This is a genomic window from Gilliamella sp. B3127 (assembly GCF_026536935.1).
Lineage (GTDB): Bacteria > Pseudomonadota > Gammaproteobacteria > Enterobacterales > Orbaceae > Gilliamella > Gilliamella apicola_E.
Genome location: NZ_JAFNNI010000004.1, coordinates 44196 through 68882 on the forward strand (window position 1 = coordinate 44196; position 24687 = coordinate 68882).

At 34.0% G+C, this 24687-nt stretch carries 16 protein-coding genes; 4 read left to right on the forward strand and 12 right to left on the reverse strand.

Annotated features, from left to right (window positions below; translation table 11 throughout):
* The first annotated feature begins 73 nt into the window (after positions 1-73).
* From dnaA to gyrB, 4 genes are read left to right on the forward strand one after another with little or no spacing between them, the layout of a single operon-like run.
* Positions 74-1426, forward strand: coding sequence for a chromosomal replication initiator protein DnaA (gene dnaA / locus J3U00_RS07505; protein WP_267332058.1), 1353 nt, complete (start codon positions 74-76; stop codon positions 1424-1426).
* Between the two features lie 15 nt (positions 1427-1441).
* Complete coding sequence (gene dnaN / locus J3U00_RS07510) at positions 1442-2545, forward strand: DNA polymerase III subunit beta (protein WP_065734935.1); 1104 nt, start codon at positions 1442-1444, stop codon at positions 2543-2545.
* A 46-nt stretch (positions 2546-2591) separates the two neighbouring features.
* Positions 2592-3662 carry a DNA replication/repair protein RecF gene (recF, locus tag J3U00_RS07515; RefSeq protein ID WP_267332059.1) on the forward strand — a complete coding sequence of 357 codons (1071 nt, stop codon included), beginning with the start codon at positions 2592-2594 and terminating at the stop codon, positions 3660-3662.
* A 42-nt stretch (positions 3663-3704) separates the two neighbouring features.
* Entirely contained in the window at positions 3705-6116 is a 2412-nt protein-coding gene (gene gyrB, locus J3U00_RS07520) for a DNA topoisomerase (ATP-hydrolyzing) subunit B (RefSeq protein WP_220225268.1), read from the forward strand.
* A gap of 104 nt (positions 6117-6220) precedes the next feature.
* Here gyrB and J3U00_RS07525 read toward each other — a convergent pair whose 3' ends face one another.
* The 12 genes from J3U00_RS07525 to J3U00_RS07580 form a co-directional block, all read right to left on the reverse strand.
* Entirely contained in the window at positions 6221-7798 is a 1578-nt protein-coding gene (locus J3U00_RS07525; protein ID WP_267332060.1) for a VWA domain-containing protein, read from the reverse strand.
* A 53-nt stretch (positions 7799-7851) separates the two neighbouring features.
* Positions 7852-9288, reverse strand: coding sequence for a VWA domain-containing protein (locus J3U00_RS07530; protein WP_267332061.1), 1437 nt, complete (start codon positions 9286-9288; stop codon positions 7852-7854).
* A 58-nt stretch (positions 9289-9346) separates the two neighbouring features.
* Positions 9347-9832, reverse strand: coding sequence for a hypothetical protein (locus tag J3U00_RS07535; RefSeq protein ID WP_267332062.1), 486 nt, complete (start codon positions 9830-9832; stop codon positions 9347-9349).
* Position 9833: 1 nt separating this feature from the next.
* Positions 9834-10523 carry a hypothetical protein gene (locus J3U00_RS07540; RefSeq protein ID WP_065562892.1) on the reverse strand — a complete coding sequence of 230 codons (690 nt, stop codon included), beginning with the start codon at positions 10521-10523 and terminating at the stop codon, positions 9834-9836.
* Complete coding sequence (locus tag J3U00_RS07545; protein WP_267332063.1) at positions 10523-12130, reverse strand: SUMF1/EgtB/PvdO family nonheme iron enzyme; 1608 nt, start codon at positions 12128-12130, stop codon at positions 10523-10525. Before J3U00_RS07545 ends, J3U00_RS07540 begins: the two co-directional genes overlap by 1 nt.
* Complete coding sequence (locus J3U00_RS07550) at positions 12087-13310, reverse strand: ABC transporter permease (protein ID WP_267332064.1); 1224 nt, start codon at positions 13308-13310, stop codon at positions 12087-12089. The genes J3U00_RS07545 and J3U00_RS07550 overlap by 44 nt, the downstream gene beginning before the upstream one ends.
* Before the next feature lie 10 nt (positions 13311-13320).
* Complete coding sequence (locus J3U00_RS07555) at positions 13321-14034, reverse strand: ABC transporter ATP-binding protein (protein WP_267332065.1); 714 nt, start codon at positions 14032-14034, stop codon at positions 13321-13323.
* A 3-nt stretch (positions 14035-14037) separates the two neighbouring features.
* Positions 14038-16002 carry a vWA domain-containing protein gene (locus J3U00_RS07560; protein ID WP_267332066.1) on the reverse strand — a complete coding sequence of 655 codons (1965 nt, stop codon included), beginning with the start codon at positions 16000-16002 and terminating at the stop codon, positions 14038-14040.
* 12 nt (positions 16003-16014) lie between these two features.
* Positions 16015-17070 (reverse strand): hypothetical protein, encoded by a 1056-nt coding sequence (locus J3U00_RS07565; RefSeq protein ID WP_267332067.1) that lies wholly within the window; start codon positions 17068-17070, stop codon positions 16015-16017.
* Between the two features lie 127 nt (positions 17071-17197).
* The gene (locus J3U00_RS07570; RefSeq protein WP_220225275.1) at positions 17198-19870 is read right to left on the reverse strand and encodes a putative virulence factor; all 2673 of its coding nucleotides are present in this window, start codon (positions 19868-19870) and stop codon (positions 17198-17200) included.
* A complete protein-coding gene (locus tag J3U00_RS07575; protein WP_267332068.1) occupies positions 19867-22893 on the reverse strand; it encodes a virulence factor SrfB in 3027 nt (1008 codons plus the stop codon). The genes J3U00_RS07570 and J3U00_RS07575 overlap by 4 nt, the downstream gene beginning before the upstream one ends.
* Before the next feature lie 8 nt (positions 22894-22901).
* Entirely contained in the window at positions 22902-24560 is a 1659-nt protein-coding gene (locus tag J3U00_RS07580) for an SrfA family protein (RefSeq protein WP_267332069.1), read from the reverse strand.
* Between the last annotated feature and the right edge of the window lie 127 nt (positions 24561-24687).

The window sequence follows — 24687 nt, forward strand, 5'->3', positions numbered from 1 at the left end:
AACCCTACAAATTATCCACAAAAAAGATTATAATTATTCTAGTATTGTTAGTATCCCAATTAAAGGAGTAGCCATGTCTACCTCGATTTGGCAAGATTGTCTTTCTCAATTACAAGAAGCGCTTCCTACAACAGAATTCAATTTATGGATTCGACCGTTACAAGTGGAAATGGTTGAGGATAAACTCTATATTTATGCTCCAAACAGATTTGTATTAGATTGGGTTAAGAATAAATATTTAACGACTATTTCGCAATTATTGAATAATCTATTAGGTAATGATTCACTAAAATTATATTTGGAAGTTGGTTCAACTTTATCTGTAGAAAAAAAATCTAAAATTAATAAATCTGATGTTGTACCTTCTTGGAAAACAACAAAAGAGAATAACAATAATCACACTTATTATTCAGGTATTAACCATAAGCATACTTTCAATAGCTTTGTTGAAGGTAAATCTAATCAACTTGCTGTTGCAGCAGCTAAACAAGTAGCTGAAAATCCAGGAAAAGCTTACAATCCTCTTTTTTTATATGGTTCAACAGGTTTAGGTAAAACTCACTTGTTACATGCTGTTGGTAATGAAATTATGGCAGGTAAAGCTAGCGCTAAAGTTGTTTATATGCATTCAGAACGTTTTGTTCAAGACATGGTCAAAGCTTTACAAAATAATGCTATTGAAGAGTTTAAAAATTATTATCGATCTGTTGACGCTCTCCTTATTGATGATATTCAATTTTTTGCTAATAAAGAGCGTTCACAAGAGGAGTTCTTTCATACATTTAATTCATTGTTAGAAGGCAACCAACAAATTATCTTAACATCAGATCGTTATCCTAAAGAAATTGATGGTGTAGAAGATCGTTTGAAGTCAAGGTTCGGTTGGGGATTAACCATCGCTATTGAACCACCGGAACTTGAGACTCGAGTTGCTATTTTGATGAAAAAAGCAGACGAAAACAAAATAAAATTACCTGAAGAGGTCGCTTTTTTCATTGCTAAACGATTACGATCAAACGTACGAGAATTAGAAGGTGCACTTAATCGAGTTATTGCCAATGCTAATTTTACAGGCAAATCTATCACCATTGATTTTGTCAAAGATGCTTTAAAAGATTTACTTGCCTTACAAGAAAAATTGATTACTATTGAAAATATTCAAAAAACGGTTGCTGAATATTATAAAATTAAAGTTTCTGACTTATTATCTAAACGCCGCTCTCGTTCTGTTGCAAGACCAAGACAAGTAGCAATGGCGTTAGCGAAAGAGCTAACCAACAAAAGCCTTCCAGAAATAGGTGATGGTTTTGGTGGAAGAGATCATACAACAGTATTACATGCATGTCGGAAGATCGCAGAGTTAAAAGAAGAAAGCAATGACATTAAAGAGGATTATTCCAATTTAATTCGAACATTATCAACTTAAAAAAGAATTAACACTATGAAATTTATTATAGATCGTGAAAAACTTATCAAACCATTGCAACTTGTTAGTGCACCATTAGGTAGCCGACCTACCCTCCCCATTTTAGGTAATTTATTATTGCAGGTGAGTGAAAACACGCTATCCATGACGGGAACAGATTTAGAAATTGAGATGATATCTCATATTCCCCTAACAGAGCCTAGTGAAGCGGGTGCTACAACTGTTCCAGCTAGAAAGTTTCTTGATATCTGTCGAAATCTTCCTAGTGATGCTCAAATATCGATAAGCGTTGACGATAATCGATTGATTATTCAGTCAGGTCGAAGTAAATTTTCTTTATCTACACTACCTGCATCAGATTTTCCTAATCTAGAAAATTGGCAAAGTGATGTTGAACTTTCTATACCTCAAAAGACTATCAAACGACTTATAGACGCAGTCCAATTCTCAATGGCTAACCAAGACGTAAGATATTATTTAAATGGTATGCTATTTGAAATTGAAGATGGTCTATTAAAAACCGTTGCAACTGATGGTCATCGATTAGCTGTGTGTGCTCAACCTGTTGGTCATGAGATCTCTGAATCCTGTTCAGTCATTTTACCAAGAAAAGGCGTAATTGAACTGGCAAAACTAGTTGGTGATAATGATGAGCTAGTTAATATGCAAATTGGTAACAATAATTTACGTATTAGTCTTGGCGATTTTACTTTTACTTCAAAACTTATTGATGGAAAATTTCCTGATTATAAACGTGTAATGCCTCGTAATCCTGATAAACCACTTGAAGTATCATGTGAAGAACTAAGAAATGCTTTATCTCGTGTTGCGATTCTTTCAAATGAAAAATTTCGCGGCATAAGATTATATGTACATAGCAATCAGATCAAAATTACTGCAAACAATCCTGAACAAGAAGAAGCAGAAGAAGTTATTGATGTAAAATACGAATCTCAAGAGCTTGAAATTGGTTTTAATGTAACTTATTTATTGGACATATTAAATACATTAAAATGCGATAGCGTCCAATTATTATTAACCGATGCAACATCAAGTGTGCAAATTGAAGATATCAACAACCAGTCTGCAACTTATGTTGTTATGCCAATGCGCTTATAATTAACGATCATTTAAACTTCCGGCCTCGGCCGGAAACTTTACCGACATGACACTTTCTCAAATCAAAATTTATCACTTTCGAAATATTGATTATGCTGAATTATCATTATCCAAACATTTTAATTATATAGTTGGTGATAATGGTAGCGGAAAAACCAGCCTACTCGAGGCGATTTATATGCTCGGACATGGTCGAGCTTTTAGACATATTCAATCCAATCGAATAATACAACATGAAAAACAAGAGTTAGTATTATTTAGTCAAATTGAATCTGCACAAAAAACTCGAACAATAGGTTTATCAAAAACACGCCATAACGATAATACGATAAAAATTGATGGTGACGAAGGGTTTCGGTTGACGGATTTAGCTAAATTATTACCAATTCAACTTATTACGCCTGAAGGATTTGATCTACTTACCGGAGGACCAAAATATCGCCGTGCTTTTATAGACTGGGGGTGTTTTCATCACTATCCTGAATTTGTATCACTTTGGAATAACTTAAAACGCCTTTTTAAACAGCGTAATGCTTTATTAAAACAGTCATCAAACTATAATCAATTATTACCTTGGGATAAAGAGTTAGCACCGATTGCAGAAAAAATCAGCCAGATTAGGGCTAGTTATAGCCAAAATATATTTCCTCAAATTATGCAAACCTGTCATGATTTTCTACCAGAATATCAACTTAATTGCCAATATTATCAGGGCTGGGAGCATGGAATCAGTTATTCAGATATATTATATAGACAATTTGAAAGAGATAAGTTCATTAATTATACTTCGCTAGGTCCTCATAAAGCAGATTTAAAATTACGAATAGATAATATTCCTGTTGAAGATTTATTATCTCGGGGACAATTAAAATTACTCATGTGTGCATTACGTTTGTCTCAAGGTGAATATTTCTCAGAAACAACAGGCCAATCCTGTATTTACTTAATTGATGACTTTGCTTCAGAGCTTGATAAAAATAAACGTAACTTATTAGCAAAACGATTAAAATCAGCACAATCTCAAGTTTTCATTACAGCGGTTAATCAAGAGCAAATTAGCCATATGATCGATGAAAATGATAAGATTTTTCACATAAATTCTGGTATAATTTCTTAAATATACAAAATGATATAAATAATCAAATAAGTCGAGAAATCCATGTCTAACTCTTATGATTCTTCCAGCATTAAAGTACTTAAAGGACTTGATGCTGTCCGAAAACGCCCAGGTATGTATATTGGTGATACTGATGATGGAACAGGGCTTCACCATATGGTTTTTGAAGTGGTAGATAATGCCATTGATGAAGCATTAGCTGGTTATTGTCACCATATTGAAGTTACAATCCATCCTGATAATTCCGTTTCTGTACGAGATGATGGTCGAGGTATACCTACTGGCATCCATGAAGAAGAAGGTATTTCCGCAGCAGAAGTTATTATGACTGTTTTGCATGCCGGTGGTAAATTTGATGATAATTCATACAAAGTGTCTGGTGGTTTACATGGTGTTGGTGTTTCAGTCGTCAATGCTTTATCAGATAAGTTAGAATTAGTGATTTATCGTGAAGGTAAAATACATAAACAAATTTATCATTTAGGCGTTCCTGAAGAACCGCTAAAAATCATTGGTGAAACAACTGAATCAGGTACATATGTTCGTTTTTGGCCAAGTCCAGAAACTTTTTCTAACATTGAATTTGTGTATGATCATCTGGCAAAAAGATTACGCGAACTATCATTCTTAAATTCAGGTGTTTCAATCAAACTCACCGATGAACGTACAGGTAAAAGTGAACATTACCATTATGAAGGTGGTATTCAAGCTTTCGTAGAATATCTAAATAAAAATAAAAACCCAATTCATCCAAAGATTTTTTATTTTAGTACAGAGAAAGATAATATTGGTGTCGAAGTTGCACTACAATGGAATGACGGTTACCAAGAAAATATCTATTGTTTTACAAATAACATTCCTCAACGTGATGGTGGTACTCACTTGGCTGGCTTCCGTGGCGCTATGACACGTACATTAAATAACTACATGGAAACCGAAGGCTATAGCAAAAAAGCAAAAATTAGTGCTACAGGTGATGATGCTAGAGAAGGGTTAATTGCTGTTGTATCAGTAAAAGTGCCTGATCCTAAATTCTCATCACAAACTAAAGATAAATTGGTGTCATCTGAAGTTAAATCAGCAGTTGAGTCTGTAATGGGCGAAAAACTAGCTGAATATTTACTTGAAAATCCTTCAGATGCAAAAATTGTAGTAGGTAAAATTATCGATGCAGCGAGAGCTCGTGAGGCAGCAAGAAAAGCTCGCGAAATGACACGCCGTAAAGGCGCTTTAGATTTAGGTGGTTTGCCTGGAAAACTTGCTGATTGCCAAGAAAAAGATCCAGCTTTATCTGAACTATACCTAGTGGAAGGGGACTCTGCAGGTGGCTCTGCAAAACAAGGACGAAATCGTAGAAACCAAGCAATTTTACCGTTAAAAGGTAAAATTCTAAATGTTGAAAAAGCTCGTTTTGACAAAATGCTTTCTTCACAAGAAGTAGCTACGTTAATTACTGCTTTAGGTTGTGGCATTGGCCGTGATGAATATAATCCAGATAAAATGCGTTACCATAGCATTATTATTATGACCGATGCCGATGTTGATGGATCGCATATTAGAACATTATTGCTAACATTCTTCTACCGTCAAATGCCTGAGATCATTGAACGAGGTTATGTCTATATTGCTCAACCACCACTATATAAGGTCAAAAAAGGGAAACAAGAGCAATATATTAAAGATGACGATGCAATGACTCAATTCCAAATCGCTTTGGCATTAGAAGATGCATCATTACATGTTAATGACCATGCTCCAGCTTTAGCTGGCGAAGCTTTAGAAAAATTAATTGCCGAATATCAAAAAGTCGAAAAATTAATTACTAAAATGGAACGTCGCTACCCTAAAGCCTTATTATCAGAATTAGTTTATCAAGAAGTATTAGATGAAAATATCTTGAAAGATCAACACAAAGCTGAAAATTGGGCAAAATCTATTGTTGAAAAGCTATCTAATAAAGAACAACACGGTAGTACCTACCTTTATAGTGCGGATTACAACGAAAAAGCAGAATTGTATATACCTGTTATTAAAGTAAGAACACATGGTGTGGATACTAATTATGCGTTAGATCAAGTGTTTATTCATAGTAATGAATATCGAAATATCTGCCATTTAGGATCACAATTGAAAGATTTACTTGAGGAAAGCGCATTTATACAACGTGGTGAGAGAAAACAACCAGTTAGCTCATTTGAAGATGCAGTTGATTGGTTAATTCGTGAATCTCGTCGTGGATTAACTATCCAACGTTATAAAGGTTTAGGTGAAATGAACCCAGAACAATTATGGGAAACAACCATGGATCCAACAAGCCGAAGAATGTTACAAGTAACCATTAAAGATGCCATTGAAGCAGATCAATTGTTTACTACATTAATGGGTGATGAGGTTGAACCTCGTAGATTATTCATTGAAGAAAATGCCTTGAAAGCAGCTAATTTGGATTTCTAATTAATTATCTAATAAAAAACCAGACATTGTGTCTGGTTTTTTTTGCAAATTTATTAAAAATTAAAAAGTAATTTTATGTGATAAATTCCATCTATTAACTTTAATTACTGACAAACAGACCTATTGATTTTTAAGTCTGAAACAGCTTTATTCATCTGCCTAATCATATCTTTAGGACTTTGTGCAATATACACTTTGCCACCTGTCGCATTTGCGATACAGTCTATTTTATGTTCACCTGCAATATCTACTATATTTATCTTCAAACGAGGTTTTTGGGTAGCTATATGATTAGCAAGAGTACAAATATTTGCACGCGTACAATTATCCTCACCATCACTAATTATAAGAATATAATCATCACGTTTTACACCGTCAAGCATTTGGCTGGCTTTTTCTAATCCGCTATAAAGTGGTGTTCCTCCACCACCAGCAGCACTTGGTGTTAATCTATTAATTTTACTTTTCAAAGCACCTCTACTTGAATAATTATAAAAAGGCGTAATATCGGCTACTGGGCAACCATTAAGTGCCACCAATGAAATATTAATATTTTGCTGTATTTTATCAATACTTGTTAATGCAACTTTTTTACTGGTTGATAAACGAGTGGGTAAACGCGTCATTCGTTTGTCATAATCTATTTTATCTTGCTGAGACATACCTCTCGGATAACCATAGCTTAAATAATTGAAATATTGCCCGACTTCCATTGGTGATTCAGCTAAAGTTACAGTCATCGATAATGAATTATCGAATATTAATGCCATTTTAGATGGATTACTATTTTTGGCTAATTCTTCTTTAGTAATACAATTTGGTGGATTTTTTACTTTTGGCTTTGGTTCAGGTTTAGGTTCAGGCTTAGGCTCAGGATTAGTAATCGGATCTGGAACCGGTTTTGGTTTAACAACAGGTTGAGGTTCAGGAGCTTTAGGCTCTTGTTTTACTTCAGGCTTAGACTCAGGATTAGTAATCGGATCTGGAACCGGTTTTGGTTTAACAACAGGTTGGGGTTCAGGAACGTTAGGTTCTTGCTTTACTTCAGGCTCTGGTTGAGGCTTAATAACTGGTTCTTTTGGTTGTTCAACAGTTGGCTCTACTTTTTTTTCTTCCTTGACAGTTATAGGCTCGACGTTTTTAGATTCTTTAAAAGGATTAAAAAAGTACCATAATAATCCTAAAGCTGCTAATAAAAGTAAGGCTAAAATCAAAGTATACCACCATTTCCAGAAAGGTTTTGGTACTATTACTGGAGCAATTGGTAGTTCGATAGGTTCAAATGTATCGACAATAACCGGCTCATTATTGATTACATAAATATTATTCTTTAGGTTTTTAATTCTCAGTAACCATGAAGAAACTAGAGTTTTTTGTTCATTAGTTAAAGAAATTAATTTTGCTGCTGTTTCAATATCATTGATTCTAGTAGCTAGAGTTTGTTTAATTTCAGATTTATGAGATTCGTCAATTATGTCATTAAGTAAGGTGGGTTGCCCTTCAAGATTTGTATACCAACCTATATATTGATTGTCTTCAATTAATTTTGGTGTAGCAAAAATTGAATATGTTCTAGCGGTTAGATGTGGTTTAAGTATTGAAAGTAAAGAGCCATACTGTTCCAGTAACTGCATCTTGTTTAAATTACTTTGTTCAAAAGCTATGCGAGTTATTCTTTGCATTTCTTAACTTAATCCTCATCACTAGCCGGTAATTTGAAAAATTACTCGGTATTTTATTCGCAAATAGGCTTACTAATATTCATGTTTGAAACTGCATTATTCATTTGATTAATAAGCTCTGTTGGACTTTTAGCTATATAAACATTTCCCCCCGTTCTTTTTGCAACACAATCTATTTTATGTTGCCCAGCTATATCAACAATATTTATTTTTAAACGTGGTTTTTCTGCTGCAATTTTAGTAGCAAGGGTACAAATATTAGCACGAGTACAATTATCCTCACCATCGCTGATAATTAAAATATAATCATCACGATTAACGCCATCAAGGAGTTTACTCGCCTGTTTAACACCACTGTATAATGGTGTTGCACTGTTATAGTCTAAAGGACGCAATCGTTTAATTTTATTTTTTAGTTTTTCTCTATTTTGATAAGAATAAAATGGTGTTGTTTGTGCTGCCGGACAGCTTGTTAATGTCACAAGTGAAATATCGATATTTTGTTGTATTTTATCAATACTTGTTACTGCAACTTCTTTGCTTTTTGATAAACGATTAGGTAAACGGGTCATCCGCTTTTCATAAGCTTCAGCTTCTTTCCGAGTCATTGAATAAAAATTAGCTTTTAAAAACTTATTAATACTTGCTTGTGACTCCATTAAGGTAATTGTCATGGAAGCTGAATTATCGAAAATCAAAACCATTTTAGGTGCGTCTTTATTATTGAGCACTTCTTCTTTAGGTACACAATCTTTTGCTTTTTCTACTGGTGCAGGTGCAGGTTCAGGAATAGGTTCAGGAATAGGTTCTGGTTTAACAACAGGTTTAACATCTTCTGGTACCGATTTTATTTCAGGCTCTTTTGGTGGTTCAACTATTGGAGTTGGTTCCGTTTTATGTTCTTCTACATTTTGAGCAATTATTTGCTCAGGTATTTTTTCTTTTCCATATGGACAGAAGAAGTACCAAAGTAAACCAAGCAATCCAATTAAAAATAAGGCAAGCAACAAGAAATACCACCACCGCCAAAATGATTTTGGTGGAACTACCGGTGGTGTTATAGGAGATTTAGGTAAAATAGGTTCTTCAAAAGTATTAACTATAACCGGATCATCGTTGATAACATAAATTGTATTACCCAAACTTTTAATTCTCGGCAACCAGGTTGATATTAAAGTTTGTTCTTCGATTGTTAATGACATCGTTTTAATCGCTAATTCAATGTCATTAATCCGAGTATATAGCGTTTTTTCAATCTGCTTTTTATGTTCCTCGTTTTCAATATTACTAAGTAAAACAGGTTGACCTTCAAGATTACTATACCAACCAACATATTGATTATTATCAATTAACTTAGGAATACCTAAAATTGAAAACGTCCGCTCTGTTAAATTTCTTTTTAACAATGCTAACAAAGAATTATATTGTTCTAACAAAGACGCTTTATTAGGATCACCATTATCAAATATAATTCTTGTTATTCGCTGCATTGTTTCTTTATTTCCCTATGTTCAACAAATTTTTTAGTTAATCAATATCAAATCATTGTTAAATATTTAACGCTTTTTGTAATCTTTGAAGCTTTTTATTTAACTTATCTAACTCAACTTGTTTTTCAATGTCAGATGCATTTGAATTATTAACTTTATTCATCTGCTGTTCAATGTCTTTAACTTGAGCTTGAAGATCATTACGATTTTTAGCTTTTGCTTTGACCTCATTGGTTAACTGAGTTAACTCAGTTTTTAATTTTTGTAATTGAGCTTGTTTTTGTTTAACACTCAGTGATGTAGAGTTTTTCTGTCTCTCAATAGTTGCGTAAATTTCTCTAAACTGCGCATTAGCTCTTTTCTCGTTTTCTAATATTTGTTCTTTCTTATCAATACGAGCTTGATAATTACCAGAATAATTACAGCTAATTTTGTCCAAAATACCAATGTTTGTATTGGTTGGATCGCACTGTTCTGGCGTTGTTGAACAACCACTCAAAAAAATGAGCGAGCTTAGTAATAAAATAAGTGAAATCTTTTTCATATTAGCTTACCTTCACTGCTGAGCGTTGCTGAGTAACAAGGTTGACTTGCTTTTCAAGCACAGCAATTTGTTTATGTAATTGGTTAATTTGTTTATCAAGTTTTGAAACGTTTACGCCTGATCGTCGTTCTTGAGCAGAAATTGATATCCAATCTCTTTCAACTTTTTTCATACGAGATAATTTATCTGTTAAATAAGCAATGTTAGCATCAATTTGAGTTAAATCACGTTTAGCTTCGGTTTTATTCACTGTTTGTGACTTAATTTGATTATTTAATGTTTTAAGTGTTGCTAAATTTTTATCTAATACAGTTTTAGCTGTTTCTGTTACAGCTTGAACTTCATAAGTATTTTGCTGAACATCTTGAATATAAACATCAAGTCGCATTTCGGCATCAGCGTATTCTGCACGTTTAGTATCAAGATAGTAATTTGCACCCATCATTACACCACAACCCACTGCAGCTGACGCAATACAAGTACCTGCTTTACCACCTAATAAAAAACATCCAACACCAGCTACACCTGCACCTACAGCGCAAGACTGCCATGCTGATTTACTAAAGAACTTAGCACTATTACTTTTAGTTAAGGTAGGATCTACACCTTTAGTTCTTGCCCCACCCGAATTCTGACAACCAGTTAAAACCATTGAGATACATAAGGTTATCGTTACTATTAGTTTATTCATTATTTTTTCCCTTTTATTTCATTACATGTTTGAAGCCAAGTGGAACGCTCGATCTTCCCTGATTCAATATATTGATTAATATGTTTGAAATAGAGTTTTAAATAATCACTCATATTAGCCTTACCACTATTTTCTAAAATAAATTGTGTGGGTTTAGATTGATTATTAATCGTGTCTATTTCATAATTTGTAGCAGTATTTACAATCGTATCAGAATAATATTTTAGTATAAAATCACGCGCCTTTTTAGATTCATCTAAGACATTTTTTAAATTATTTAATTTCACTTTCGAGCACATATTTTCATCATCTAAAGAATCTATTTCGTTTGGATCACAGATTTCTTCAGTCATTGTTTCATACAGATTATTATTATATTCAAATTTATCATTCAAATCTGATACATTAGCACAGAGGAAAGCACCTAATTGTAGTGCTGATTGAATCGAGCGATCTCTTTGTTCATCTCGCGCTTGATTAGCGCTTCGTAATAGGGTATTTAGTTGATTCAATTCCTTTTTAGTTTTTTCATCATCAACTTGTTTAGTGATTTTTTCAAGTTCATTGACAACATTATCATTCTTCGAAATGCCAGCACCATTACCTAATTCATTCCATTCTTGATCGAGCTGTTTTACCAGATCATTCGACTGAATAACTTCACTTGTATAAACTAAACGAAAACCAACATCTTTGCTTTTATATGCACTTTGAGCATCATAATAAGGTTTTTCCGTTCTAATAGCTGTTGTCATTGAGGATTCAGGGGTTAAATAACTGCCTCCTCGAACAATCACACCGCCTTGTTGTCCATGGTAACGATCAAGCTTATTCATACGGAATGAATCAAACATCATTTCACTTGCATTACCCAAAATATCATAGATATCAAGAGGGTTAGGTTCTAATCGCCCAATAAGCTGCAATTTACCATTTGCTGATTTAGCACCTGAGAACCAAGCATAATTTTCTAAGTTATTAGTCATAGGAAATCTTGATTCTCTAAATTCCGATTCCGTAACTTTAGATCCACCTCGTGCTGCATATTCCCATTCAGTATTACTCGGTAATCGAACATAACCTTTAGGTACATCAATTGATTTAACTGTAGATTGATTAAGTAACCATTGATTATATTTATCAGTAAAAGCAACGGCATCAAACCAACTAACTTCAGTAATTGGGAAAATAAGATTAGGTTTAGCGGTTGGACAAGTATCATTCATAACAGCTTGATATTGAAGTGCAGTAATTTCATATTTACCAATAAGAAAATACCTTTCCTTACCAGCATCGGAAAAACTACCAGATATATAATTAGGAGTCGCATACTCAGCAAAACCTAATTCTTTATTATTACTACCTAAAACAATTTTGACATCATCTAGTAGTTTACGTGTTGGTGTAAAAACTTTTTTCATCACCAAACTGCCTTCACATGGCATAGGTAAAATAACGTCATCATTTGAAGGTTTGGGATTATAAAATTTACTATCCCATGGTTCAGCATAACTTATACTCGAAATTAAACCTAATCCAATTGCCAAGAAAACTGGTCTAAAATTACGCTTCGCGTAGGCTTTCTGCTGGTTGAATACTAATAGCACCTTGTCCTCCTATCGCAACAACAACAAATGATATAAATAACGTTAATACAAATGCGATAATAAAATGATAAAATTGTAATTGACTTACAATTGGTTGTGAAACTAAATTTTTACCTAAGACCAGATTAAATGTACAATTCCCTAATAAAAAAAGTACACATGAAACAATAAAAGCTAAACAACTTAATGCCATCGCTTGAGTAAGCAAATAAAACATCACTTCCTTAGACTTAAATCCGATAAGTCTCATAAAAGCAATATCTTTACGCTTTCGCTCAATATTAGATAAAAATGAACCACTAAAGGATAATATACAACCAAAAATTGCGGTAATAGCAATCACGCTAAAAATAAAACTAAGTACCTTATCAATTGCTTGCATATTTTCAATTGCATTTGCTTGTGTTCGAGTTTCTATATTTTTTTCACGTAATTTCAATGATAAAGGCGCAACATTATCAAGAGAATTGGCATAAATTCGCGCTCTGGCAAATGAATCAGGATAAGTAGAATTAGCTAAACCGGTTCCGGTTGAAAAAATTTCACTTTGAAAACCGTCGTAAAAATGTTCAATTTCAATTAAAAGGTCTAAATTTACAAAACCGGCTGCACGTCCATAATAAGTTTCAGGCACAATGCCAATAACATCCAATTCCGTCATACCTTTTTCAATTTTGCCATCCAGTTGCCTTGTGATTACCATTTTTACTCGGCTTCCTATTTTTGCTTGCATTTTTTCAGCAGCTAGAGCGCTCAATAAAACTTGATTTTCTTGACTAATCAATGGCATATTTTGGGTTATCGGATCACCTTTTGCTGTTGGAAGAACTTCAACATTATTAACAAAATGTCCAGAATCTTTAAACATATCTGCTTGGGTATTCAATGAACGTGTAAGAGGAATAACAAATGCAGTTTCAGGTTGGTTTTTAATCCAATCAAACATTGACTGATCAAATTGTAAATTACCAACAATTTTTACTTCTAAATTTTGTGGATCATTAAGTAATTGATGACGTAGCTGTGCAACAACACCATATTTTAAACTAAACAAAAGTAACAAGGGTGTAATAACTGATATTATTGAAGCAATAATACAAAATGATACTTTCTTGTCATACCATAAATCGGCCAATGATAATCGAGAAATAAACCGCCACTTTGATGTTACTTTATCCATATTTTACACCTTACTTTATAACGGTCGGTAAAAATTCTGACGATTGCATAGATGTTAATTTTGCCGATAAAGTGAACAACCCTTTATTTTCAATACGTTGCCAATCATGTGTAACAATCATTGCAGCAATATTATCTTGTTGAGCTTGTTCTATTATTAAATCAAATAACAAATTTGCATTATAAGGATCAAGAGCAGAGGTTGGCTCGTCAGCTAATAATAACGCGGGTTTATGAATAATAGATCGAATAAAAGATGCCCGTTGCCTTTCACCTATAGATAGTTGTTTCGGATATTTATTCAATAAATGAGCAATATTAAGTTTATCAACCAAATAGTCAAATCGATTAGAATCAACAGGTTTTCGCAATACTTTAGCTGATAACAAAATATTATTTTTAATATTTAAAAATGGAAGTAATCCACCAGTTTGTAACATAAAACCCAAATATTGCGCTCGGATATTGGCTAATTGATTAATATTATTCTGATGAATCACATTAGCAATGTCATAAGTTTCATTATCAACCATAAGATTATAACAATCGACTTCATCTGGCTTAAGAATCAAGCCTATCATCTCAAGTAAAGTACTTTTACCGCAACCACTATCACCTTTAATGACAACCACTTGCCCTACTTTCACCGAAAGCTCAGGTAAACAAACCTTAAAAAAAGATTTACCGATCGGTCTAGAAATCACCAAATTATTTATAGTTAACATATTTTATGGCAACATTTCTAATGGAATCGGGTAAACGTTTTCTCTAGGGTCACTACCTTCAGATAGTGATATCCAACGATCAACATCAGCATTACATTTTTGGTAATAACGTACTTTACTATTTAGATTACGTATGAATTTTTCTTGTTCAATCCCACTCATACTTTTCCATGTCTCTTGATCAAGACTAGTTACATCACTTTTATACGGAATATTATCTAAATATTCACCTAATAGTCCTAAATCAGCAATTTTTGTGACTGAATCTGATTTTAATTTACTTGGATCTTGCCCCATCGCAGCAGCAACAGAACGTAATTGTGAGAACATATCATCGGCAGAAATTAACCCATCATTAGCAGCATTAGCGATTTTAGTTACAATATCGCTTAAATCACTTAATTGTGATTTAGTTAGTAAAATTCTAGGTTCTGCTGTTGGAATTGTCGGTTTAACAAAGTCTTTATCAGCTATCCAGGCTTTAAAAACTGACGGAGCCTTAGTGCCGTTAGTATCACCTAAATAAGCTAGCTGCATTGCTTTACCTAATAGTAAAGCATCTTTTAACATATTGGAGTCATTATCATCTTTGGCATTAAGGGCATTACCAACTGAAGACTCACCTTTATAGGCTAATTTAACTTGCTCTGATAATGCTTGAGATAATGAATCTACTTTTTTACCAAACTCATTTACATCGCCAGCATTAACAGGATAATAAAGTGATTTATGAATAAAATCGTTATAGGTCAAATCAGAATATTGCTTTTCGGCCACTTGATGATCTTTTTCACCACTTGGCGTTTTTAAATGTAAAGCATAAATTGCAACACCTTTATGCTGTGCTTCAAGTCGTAATTGAGCAGCATCCATACCTGTACTTGAAAGCTTATCATCGCCAGGAATAGCGCTTGCATCAGTAATTAGAATCATATATCGAGCGCCAAAATTATTCCAATTAATATCATTTAACGCTTGTGCAACGCCCGCGTAAGAGTCCTCAGCAAAATAAGTTGTTGAGACCGTGGCTTGTTTAAGAGAAGCACTAAGTTTTTTGAATTCTTCCTTATTTTTTACTTGATTTGGATCTACAAATATCTTACTGACAAACTCCAATTTATCCGAAGCTTTTAAGCTTGAACGAAAGGATACCAATCCAAATTTAACCTGATCTTGTAACTGCTCTTTTTCAATACGCTGATAAACTCGTTCAACAGCCTCTTTTGTTCTCGATATATAAGGATCCATCGAAATCGTTGAATCAATAACAAACACAATTGCAGCTTTAAATGGAGCAACTTGGTTAGTATTATCATCCGAAGATGAGGTAGATGGTTTATTATTACTTTTAACCACCGCTTGTTGTTTACTAACTGAAGCCACCTCTAAAATTCGTTCATAAAAACCTTGCCCATTCATTACCTCCTCGCCTTGTAAAATCGGTAATAAATAAAAATTATTCTTGAAATCAACAAATTCCTTAGGTTCTTGAGCCAGAATCTGTGGTACGGCTTTATTCTCTTTTAGTGCGTCTCGAATGGGTTTTAATAACGTTTCAGGATTATCCGCATCAACAATTGAGGATAATGAGGCTTTATCTTTAAAAAATAACAGAGGGTCACGATCAACTGGATTTGTGAACACTAACGTCAATTGCATATTCCACTCAACCGCACATGAATTATTAATCCAACCAACTGTATTGCCGTAAGAATCTGGACCAACATTCAACCATTCTTGATTATTCTCATTTTTACGTTCATAGACATAATAACGAGAAAACGCAGGTACTGATTGGCCTTTAGCATCATTAATGTTCTTCTTCAATTCACACGTCGGAGTACTAAGAACTCGCTGATAAAGTGTTGTTTTACCTGCTTGCTTTAATGGTTCTAAAGCTGACGTAACTAAAGGTAAGCAAGTAAGACTAAATCCGATAATCAATATTGAAATTAATGTTTTTTTCATACCTGCACCTTATTATTTTTGCAATTCAGCTAGGCGTTCTTTAGCTAAAACGTTATTAGGATCATTATTCAATGATGTTTCATACCAATAAATTGCGGTACCTTTATCAATTTTAAAGCACTGATTATCTTGATAAAATTTTTCATCATATTCTTTAGCATAAAGCAAAGCAATTTTAGCATTCAGCAAAGACTGATTAGCATATAAACGCTGAGCGATATTACATTTATTTGTTTGTTTTGCTTGATTTATTATCTCAATTATTGCGTCCGTATCAGGTTTTGACTGTAAACACTGTTGAATAAAAGATAAATCATTACTGTTTGCATTTGTAACGTCACACTGACTATTCATTGTCGCAGTCAAAGGACTCTTATCTTTTGAAAAGAAGAAATACCATGCCGCTACACTTAGACCAGCTAAAACTAATAATGTGATAAAAATTAGGATAATTATTCCCTTTTTACTTTTTGATTTAACTGGTTGTGGAGTAGAAACTTCTTCTGGTGTAATCGCTGGTTCAGGCTCAGGCTCAGGAGCTGCTTCTATTTCAACTTCAGGCTCGGCAATTACCTGATTTTCTTCTTCAGCAACAGGCAATTCAGTTTGAGGAACGTCAGATTCTGAAGGTGCTTTAGAATCTGATTCAGTAAAATTCGAAACAATCTCATCAGGCTCAATTTTATCTTCTTCTATAGCATCAGATTGTTGAGTATTTAGAGCAGATGATGGAAATACTGTTTCACCAATATTAACAACACCACTATCGGTATAACTTTCATTTTGCTTATCACGGATCTGAATAAGAAATCTAACACGGTTTTCTTGAGACAATAATGAGTCAACTAACCACTCATCAACTTGGCCAGTTAATTGCTCATTATCTACCGACATATTAGTTAATGTATGCCAATTTTTTTCTGGTCCCCACTGATTAAGACCTGATAAATAATAACCATCCTGGTTACGTTGAATAAGCATATCAATATCAGCACTACCATTCCATTTTTGTGCCAAAAATTTAGCAATACCTGGCTTGTAGCCTTCTAATTCAATTTTTAATGCCATGATATCCTCTATCTCACAATTATAATGTTATCAATATGAATTGATAAATCTTTCATAATAGAAGGTAGTTTAAGCTACCTTATTTTATAATTATTAAATGATAACCATCTAATATAATCACAACATATTATTTTATTTGTGATTGTTTAAAGATAGTTAAAACCTCACCAAGTTGAGAGTTTTGTTCTTGGCTGATTTCACGTCCAGCATGATGACCAACATTTTCTTGAGCCAGTACAGCAAATGCAATAAACCAATCAAATATAGCAAACTGAGAATAATTTTTAGTCTTATCATCAAGCACTGGAAGTGGATGAGATAATTGACTTGAAAATTGGCTCAACGGTGAAGAAAATATAGGTTTACCTTCATTAACACGGCTTGTCGGTATTTCATTTGCTTGCCCTTGAATAAACCCAAGCCAAGCAATAAAGTCGGTCAAAAAGAGATGAATAGAGCTAATTTGTCGAGACTCAAGATCATCACGTTTACTTCCCATATTTTCGATATCTAAAATTTTCTGCGTTAAACTTGCTTCAAGTTTTAAACGGTTAGCGGCAGTTATTAATTCTTCAACAATAAAAGAGAGTGATTTTTGTTCAAGTCCAAAAAATTGTAATATATGTTTATCTAATACAATATTTCTTAAATGCTCCAACCATGCAGTAAATACGTTTTTCGCAAATTTTGATTCAGTAGGTAAACTCGCAACAGCTTTAGGTTTTAGAGGAGAGCTAGAATCGGGGAAAAGCTCAAATTCAGTATTTAAACCAAAATCGTTTGAAGAATTATCGGTTATATCATCACCACCAGTACTGCTAACTTCATTATTTATATGGCTTGAATGATAAAGGGCTCGAATAGTTTGATCAGGCAATTCTAAAACTTTAAGTAGTTCGCCTAATAATAACGCTTTACCTTGCAGTTCTTTTACTACACCACTAATGACTTGCTTTTTCTTACCAAGCTCCTCATCACTACCCGATTGATACCAAGTATCAAAACGCATATTGATGATATAATCTATTTTTTCATTGAGTTGCTCAACAATTCGTTGTTGTTTAACTTCAGTAATAGCGACTTGTTCTAAATATTGACTAATTCGACCAATTCCACCATCATTTAGCTTCAACATCGCATCCCAAGCTTGGTCTGGATCGCTTACATACTCTTTAATATCTGGATTTTCAACAAATGTCTTTTTCAAAATTGACATTTCTTGTTGATAATTATCATTATAAGATAGTTCAAGATTTGCCTTGGCGTCGACATTTAAAAACGGTACATCAAATCCAGGTTTACGAACCAAAAAAACATTATTAAATTTACCATTATTTGACCAATTGGATAACCAATCATAGCTACCAAAACGTTCTAAAATAGTCTGTTGTAATAAGCCGCCTTTACCCCAAGTATTACTTAGATTATCTTCTGATTGATGTAATGATGCTCCAATTCTTTTATCAAACATGGTAATAGCCCATAGTAAGCCAGCTTTTTTAGTGGCTCTTTTCTCAGCAGTTTCACCTTGCGTTTTATCAATCCAACGTTCTAATACTGGACCAACATCATTAACATCTGACTGTTTATCTGATGGAGTACAAACAACCAAAACATTCATTTCTTGGCTATCAGTATATTTCTCAAATAGATAAGCAACTTTACCACGCAATAAAAGTTGAGCAATTGGATTACCTTCTTTAACATCAGAGATAGAAATTAAATTTAATCGACCTCGATATCCAGGAAAATCAAGTAAATCGACCTTCTCAAAAGTTGGTACTCGAGTTTGATTTACTAAGGGGAAGATTAATTCTGCGGTTAAAAAAGCTAATTGAGCTAATGATATCGAAGTTGGTATTCCATTAAGTGGTGTAACGGATACAGATGAATCTTTCTCCGTATTTAACCTTTCAAGCATATCAACATTCATTATGCTATCAATCTGTGACTTTTTACCATCATGCTCCTTCACCAATACTGAAAGAGGTGCATAAATAGTATTAGCATGGTTTAAACTTGACAAGGTCGTAGCTAACTGCACATAAATTGCAGTGAGTTCACTTATGCCTCCCCACAACACAGAGAATAAAGCACCTCGGTCTACAGTCGAAAGATAAGGTAGTAAAGACACAGCTTTCTCCCAATACCCTCCTTTTAAACCTTCAAGTGAATTACCAAAGTTTTCAGATAAATAATCATAGAGATCAACAATATCATCTTCAGTTATACCACCCGTATAATCAGATTGTTTTTTATTTTCAGATTGTTGAATAAGTTGATTTAACTCTGAAAATTCAATCTTATTCACAACTTTCTGTTGATCAAAATCTTTAAAATATGCATTAATTAAAATTTTAACAATTTCGATTTCTTGAAAAAGTTTAAGCTCTAGCGGATAGTTGGCAATGCCACCTTTAGCGGTACGACTAAATCGAGTAACAAGTCCCGTTGCCTCTTTACCACCGCCAACAGGATTGACATGATCAATAAAATCTAAAATTTCATTATCGACAACGGTTTCAAGCTTACCATTCTCACCCGCAGCTAACGCTGAAATGAGATAAGATTTACCTGCTTGCGACAATCCAAAAAAGCCCACTGCAACAGACTTGGTTGACACATCACCCAATCGTTTTGCGCTATTACGCAAACGACGTAGATCTAGAATTAAATTATCAGCCTCATTGTTCAAACGCTTTGATGAATCTCGGGTTTGGCTCACCCACTCTATTGCCTGTTCTGATGCTTGATAAACCTGTTCCCAAGATTTAGGGAGTTGTTCATTTAAATTTTTCATCGTTTTATCATTCCACTATCAAGCCAATATTGTGTGCTAATTAAACCTGAATTTACCATTGTGTTTAAATTAAGTTTGATATCCTTGGTTTTATTACAAGCACGTCCATCTGAAGCTTTGACATCTTTAATATAAAAATTCTCAACAGTTTTTTGTCGATTTTTAATGCCTAAAGTTACCTCTAAAACCACACCCTCAGCACTTAACCGTTTAGCCACATCACTATTTTCAATAGTCAAAATATAAATTGGTGATGCCGGCCAACGATCGATTTCAAGCTGTTTAAAACCAAGCCTTGTTGTGCCTCTAATTTCGAAAGAATGGTCAGGAAAATCATAATCAGGATCATCTAAATCAATATCTTGATAATAAATATTTTCTTTCTTTATCATGTTTAGATTATCTAATAAACCAATGTATTTGACTGTTGAATATAAATCCATATTCGATGATCTAAAATAGAAATTCGGTAATCTTAAGTTTTTACTTAGAAAACATAACATAGCGCCAACAGCAGCCGTTGTTTTTGGATCATCAATACGTTCTTGTTTATGGAATGGATACCATCCACCTGTATAATAACCATGTAATGGTAATATACGTCCTACTGGCATTGATAATCGTGAACGGAAATAACTTTGTACACCAGGCAGCCGCGAAGGACGGCCAGTTAATAACAATACATCACATTGATAACAACTAATAATCTCTGATAACGCATCAAACGTTTTACAAATATTGTAATAATCACCACGAATAAATAAGTGATGAATACGTTTAAGGTCAATTTCCACATTTAAATCAAGCACAGAAAATTCAGGATTATTTAATGCTCGACTAATCGGTTCATTGATAAAATTCAGAACATGATCGGTCATCGCATTATTTTGCAGTAATTCACTAAATGTCATGTTATAAACATGCTGCTCAGCATGTAATGGATCATAAAGCTCATAAAGCTTTAATACATGCAAGCCTACTGGCGTAAACAGTTGTAAAGTTAATTGTTGGCGCAGTACTGCATCTTGTATTGATACCTGCTGAGAACCAATAATAGTAGATAAAATCGGATTAGGATCTGCAAGCCCAGCTTGTTTTAGGCCATTGTTTAGCGAAGATAAAACGGTATCTTGAATAATATCAAGTAAAATATCATCACCAGCGACTTTAAATCCATCACGAAAACGTTGTGTCGGAACAATGTAAGCATTACTGCCACTAAGCTGTTTATTAGCACCATAATCAAGTTCATAATCATTTATAACTAAATCAGTTGTGCCACCACCAATATCAACGGTCGCAATCGTTAATTTTTGTTTATTGGTTTTATCAGGTCTGACCATTGAAGCTATAAACTCTTCTGATCGACCATTATAATTGTTTTGAGTTTCATTAAAGAGATAGACCACTTGGCCACAGGTCGCTTCATCCCACTGAATGTAAATTTCAGGGATGTTTGGCCATATACTTTTTAATTGTTCAGGATCACTAAAATCTATATCATCGTCAGAACTATCCCAACCTAAACTTTTCCATACCAAACCGATAGCTTGATAAACACAGCTTTTAAAGATAGCTTGTTCTGGTTTTGGCATCGCTGGAGGAATAGTAAGAATAATTGAACGTAAATTACGAGGCGTTCTAGCGTGTTCAAGCTTATTACGCTGAGCAACACTATTTATTTGCATTAAAGCATGCATTAATACTTCACATAGCATAAATGTCATCAGTGAGCTACGTGAATATTTTGGATGAAACACAGGCATTTTACGATCAAATTCTTCCTCAATTTCATTACTGAGGACATGCAGTGCTTCACCATATTCATTAATTAAGCTAGAGAACGGCTCTGCCGTTGCAAAGGGTTCATGATCGCTCTTCACATAATGAGAATTGAATCGCCAACCTTGCTCATACTTCTCCTGATCCCATAAATAACGTTTTGGACTTGAAAGCCCCGTTGCACCTTCGTTCCCTTCACGACGACTTGCTAAACGACTGGCTTCTTTTCCAACTCGTACAATACTAGGCCAGCGGAAAGTATCACGTCGTCCACTTTGTAAAGAAAAGTGCTCTTTACCAAAAAAGGTTTGTGCAAATTCTACTCGGCTCTCAAAAGGTTCATTATAGATATGTTCAGGTTGAGTTAAATCCCGAATTTCAAGCTCATAGCGACGATTTAAGCTATCTTTATCTTGAACGTGATCTTCAATTAGTATTCCACATGTTCTAGAATTACCAACATCTAAAATCATATCAACAGGAATTGATTTAACCACATCATCTCGATTATTTGAGACAATTTTGATTTTTGGTAACTGTAATGAATCAGCAAGCAAATTAAGAATATTTAAATAATGACCATAGTAAGCTTTATTATTTATTTCTAACTCAATATCATCTTTATGAATTTTTAGTCGCTCTGGTTGGGGCGCTAACTCTTGAAATAGATCAATTAACCAACTGGTGATCCACTTTTGCTCTAAGTACCAAGCAACTTGATCTGAACGATGAGCTAAACTAAAAACAGCTCCTGTTTTGACATCATTTTCAGTCGGCGCTAAATAAGCAACGTCCTGCATATTGCTGAAAATTTTTGTATCTAAGGCGAATGTAATGCGGTGTGTATTGCCATCAGCATCTTCACCTTCTGGAATACTAACAATTCGAACTCGACTCCAGTTATGCGGGCCTTTATCAAAACGCTCTGGTGGCATTGATCTTAAAACTGGCACAGGCAACCAAATGCCATCAAACAGTTTTAATGATTGGTCAACACTTATCTCTTGAGTTGGCGTAACAGCAAAAGAGAGATTATCCGGCGCAAAAAATTTACCACTATCGATATCTTCAATTAATCTAACTAGTGCTCCGCTTTCTGATGGATCAATAAAACAGCCATTAACTTTACTTCGCCATTTATTATCTTTCCAATCTATTTTTAATGCAAAATCAAGAAACTGAATTCCACTATTCATGATAAGTGTGACTTCTTGACCATAATTGCGTATTTCTGGAAGCATATACAAACCTATTGTTTTTTCATCGTAATTGGGAATGAAGTCCCGTTATCATAAACTCCCTGACAATCAGCTTGATTATTTTTGCCAGGTTTACACTGAATATTTGGTAATTTATATTTAGTATTATCACTACAAGTAGCTTCGGTATTACCCACAATATTTAAATTCGCGTTTTGAATACCACTACCGACCTTACCAACACATTTGACGCCATCACTACGAGTAAGCGTCACTTCACCATTGCCTTGATTAAAATTATAACTTAATTGTAATGGTTTACCGGTTGCTTTATCTTGAATACCGGCTCCAACTGACCATTGGCCATTTAAAAAGTTTGTTGACCCTTGCTTTAATGCATCAGTAGGTAAAGCTAAATTTTGGGATTGATTAGCATTGGTAGCAGGTGAATTACCTTGATTAGAAGTGTTAGCTTCAGAATTATTAACGACATCTGGTGGTGTCGTTTGAGCATTTTTATCGTCATTATTCTGACCATTTTGATCCACGTTTTTATCATCAGGCGAATTAGGATTATTCGGGGTATTATTATCTTCACTCCCTTTATTTCCTTGATCACCTTGATCACCTTGATCACCGTTATTTCCTTTATCATCAGGATTATTTGCATCAGGAGGCGTAGGTTGAAGTGGATCTGTAACACCATTTGCAATATTTTCTACTGTTTCGTTTGGAGCAGCAGGCGGTACGGCTGAATTATCAACAGCAGCAGAATCGGTAGAAACAACATTCACTGCATTAGGATCTACAGCAACAGTCCGATTTGATACGACACCATTAACCACACCAACAGGCCTGTTATCTATGATAACTTCTTTAGGTTTTCCCTCAGGATCCTGTTTATTATCCTCTGGTTTTTTGAGTTCTTCTGGTTTTTCTTCTTTCTTTTCATTGTTAACAACAGAAGAATTAACTTTATTATCTATCGAGACATTTGGATCTAAAGTTATACTTGGTTTTAACCAATAACCTTTTAACCACAGCAACGCTAACAATAGTAATAAAAGGAGTAATAATCCCAATAACCAAACCCACCAACGCTTCCACCAAGGCTTTTTAACAACAACAGGTATTTTTTGAGAAGGTGCAGGTGCTGTACTTCTAAAGGCCTCTAAACAATAAAATGGCGAGGTCGCTTGTGGTGTTTGCGGATTAACAAAGCCCCAAAAAGTAATAACGGGTTTGCCATTAACAATATAAACAAACTGATTGCTAGGAAAGCGTATCGCCATCAAATTAGGTTCAAGGCTATCTGCGCTTTGTTTAGGATCATAGATAAGCCGACTAAAAAGTAGTTGGTCACCTTCTAAATTGGGGTTTCTAGATAATTTTTGACCTAATTCGATAACTTTGTTTTCAAAATCTTTAAGCAAAACTAGGGCAGATTCTTTTTCTGATTCACTAGCCGACGTCCAAGGAACAATATCATATTCCCCATCAGGTGAGTCTGAATCGAAAGGGATATACCAATCAACAATATTACCCTGATCATTACGTTGTGGGATAGCTAAACAATCTGAGTATTGACGCCCTAATTTGACTCGAAACATTTCTCGAATTTGAGAAGCAACAAGATAAGCTGCTTTACCATCATGCCCGAGCATTTTAAAATCTTTTATATCACCACTTCGGAGTAATGTGTTTGCCATATATTTCCTGATATTCCTTTAAATTACTTATATTTTTTGTAATTATTATTTAATTAAATCAATTCTATCAGAAATAGCAAGTTGTTGTCATTGTTAACCCAAAAGATAATATGATTTTTTTGTCATA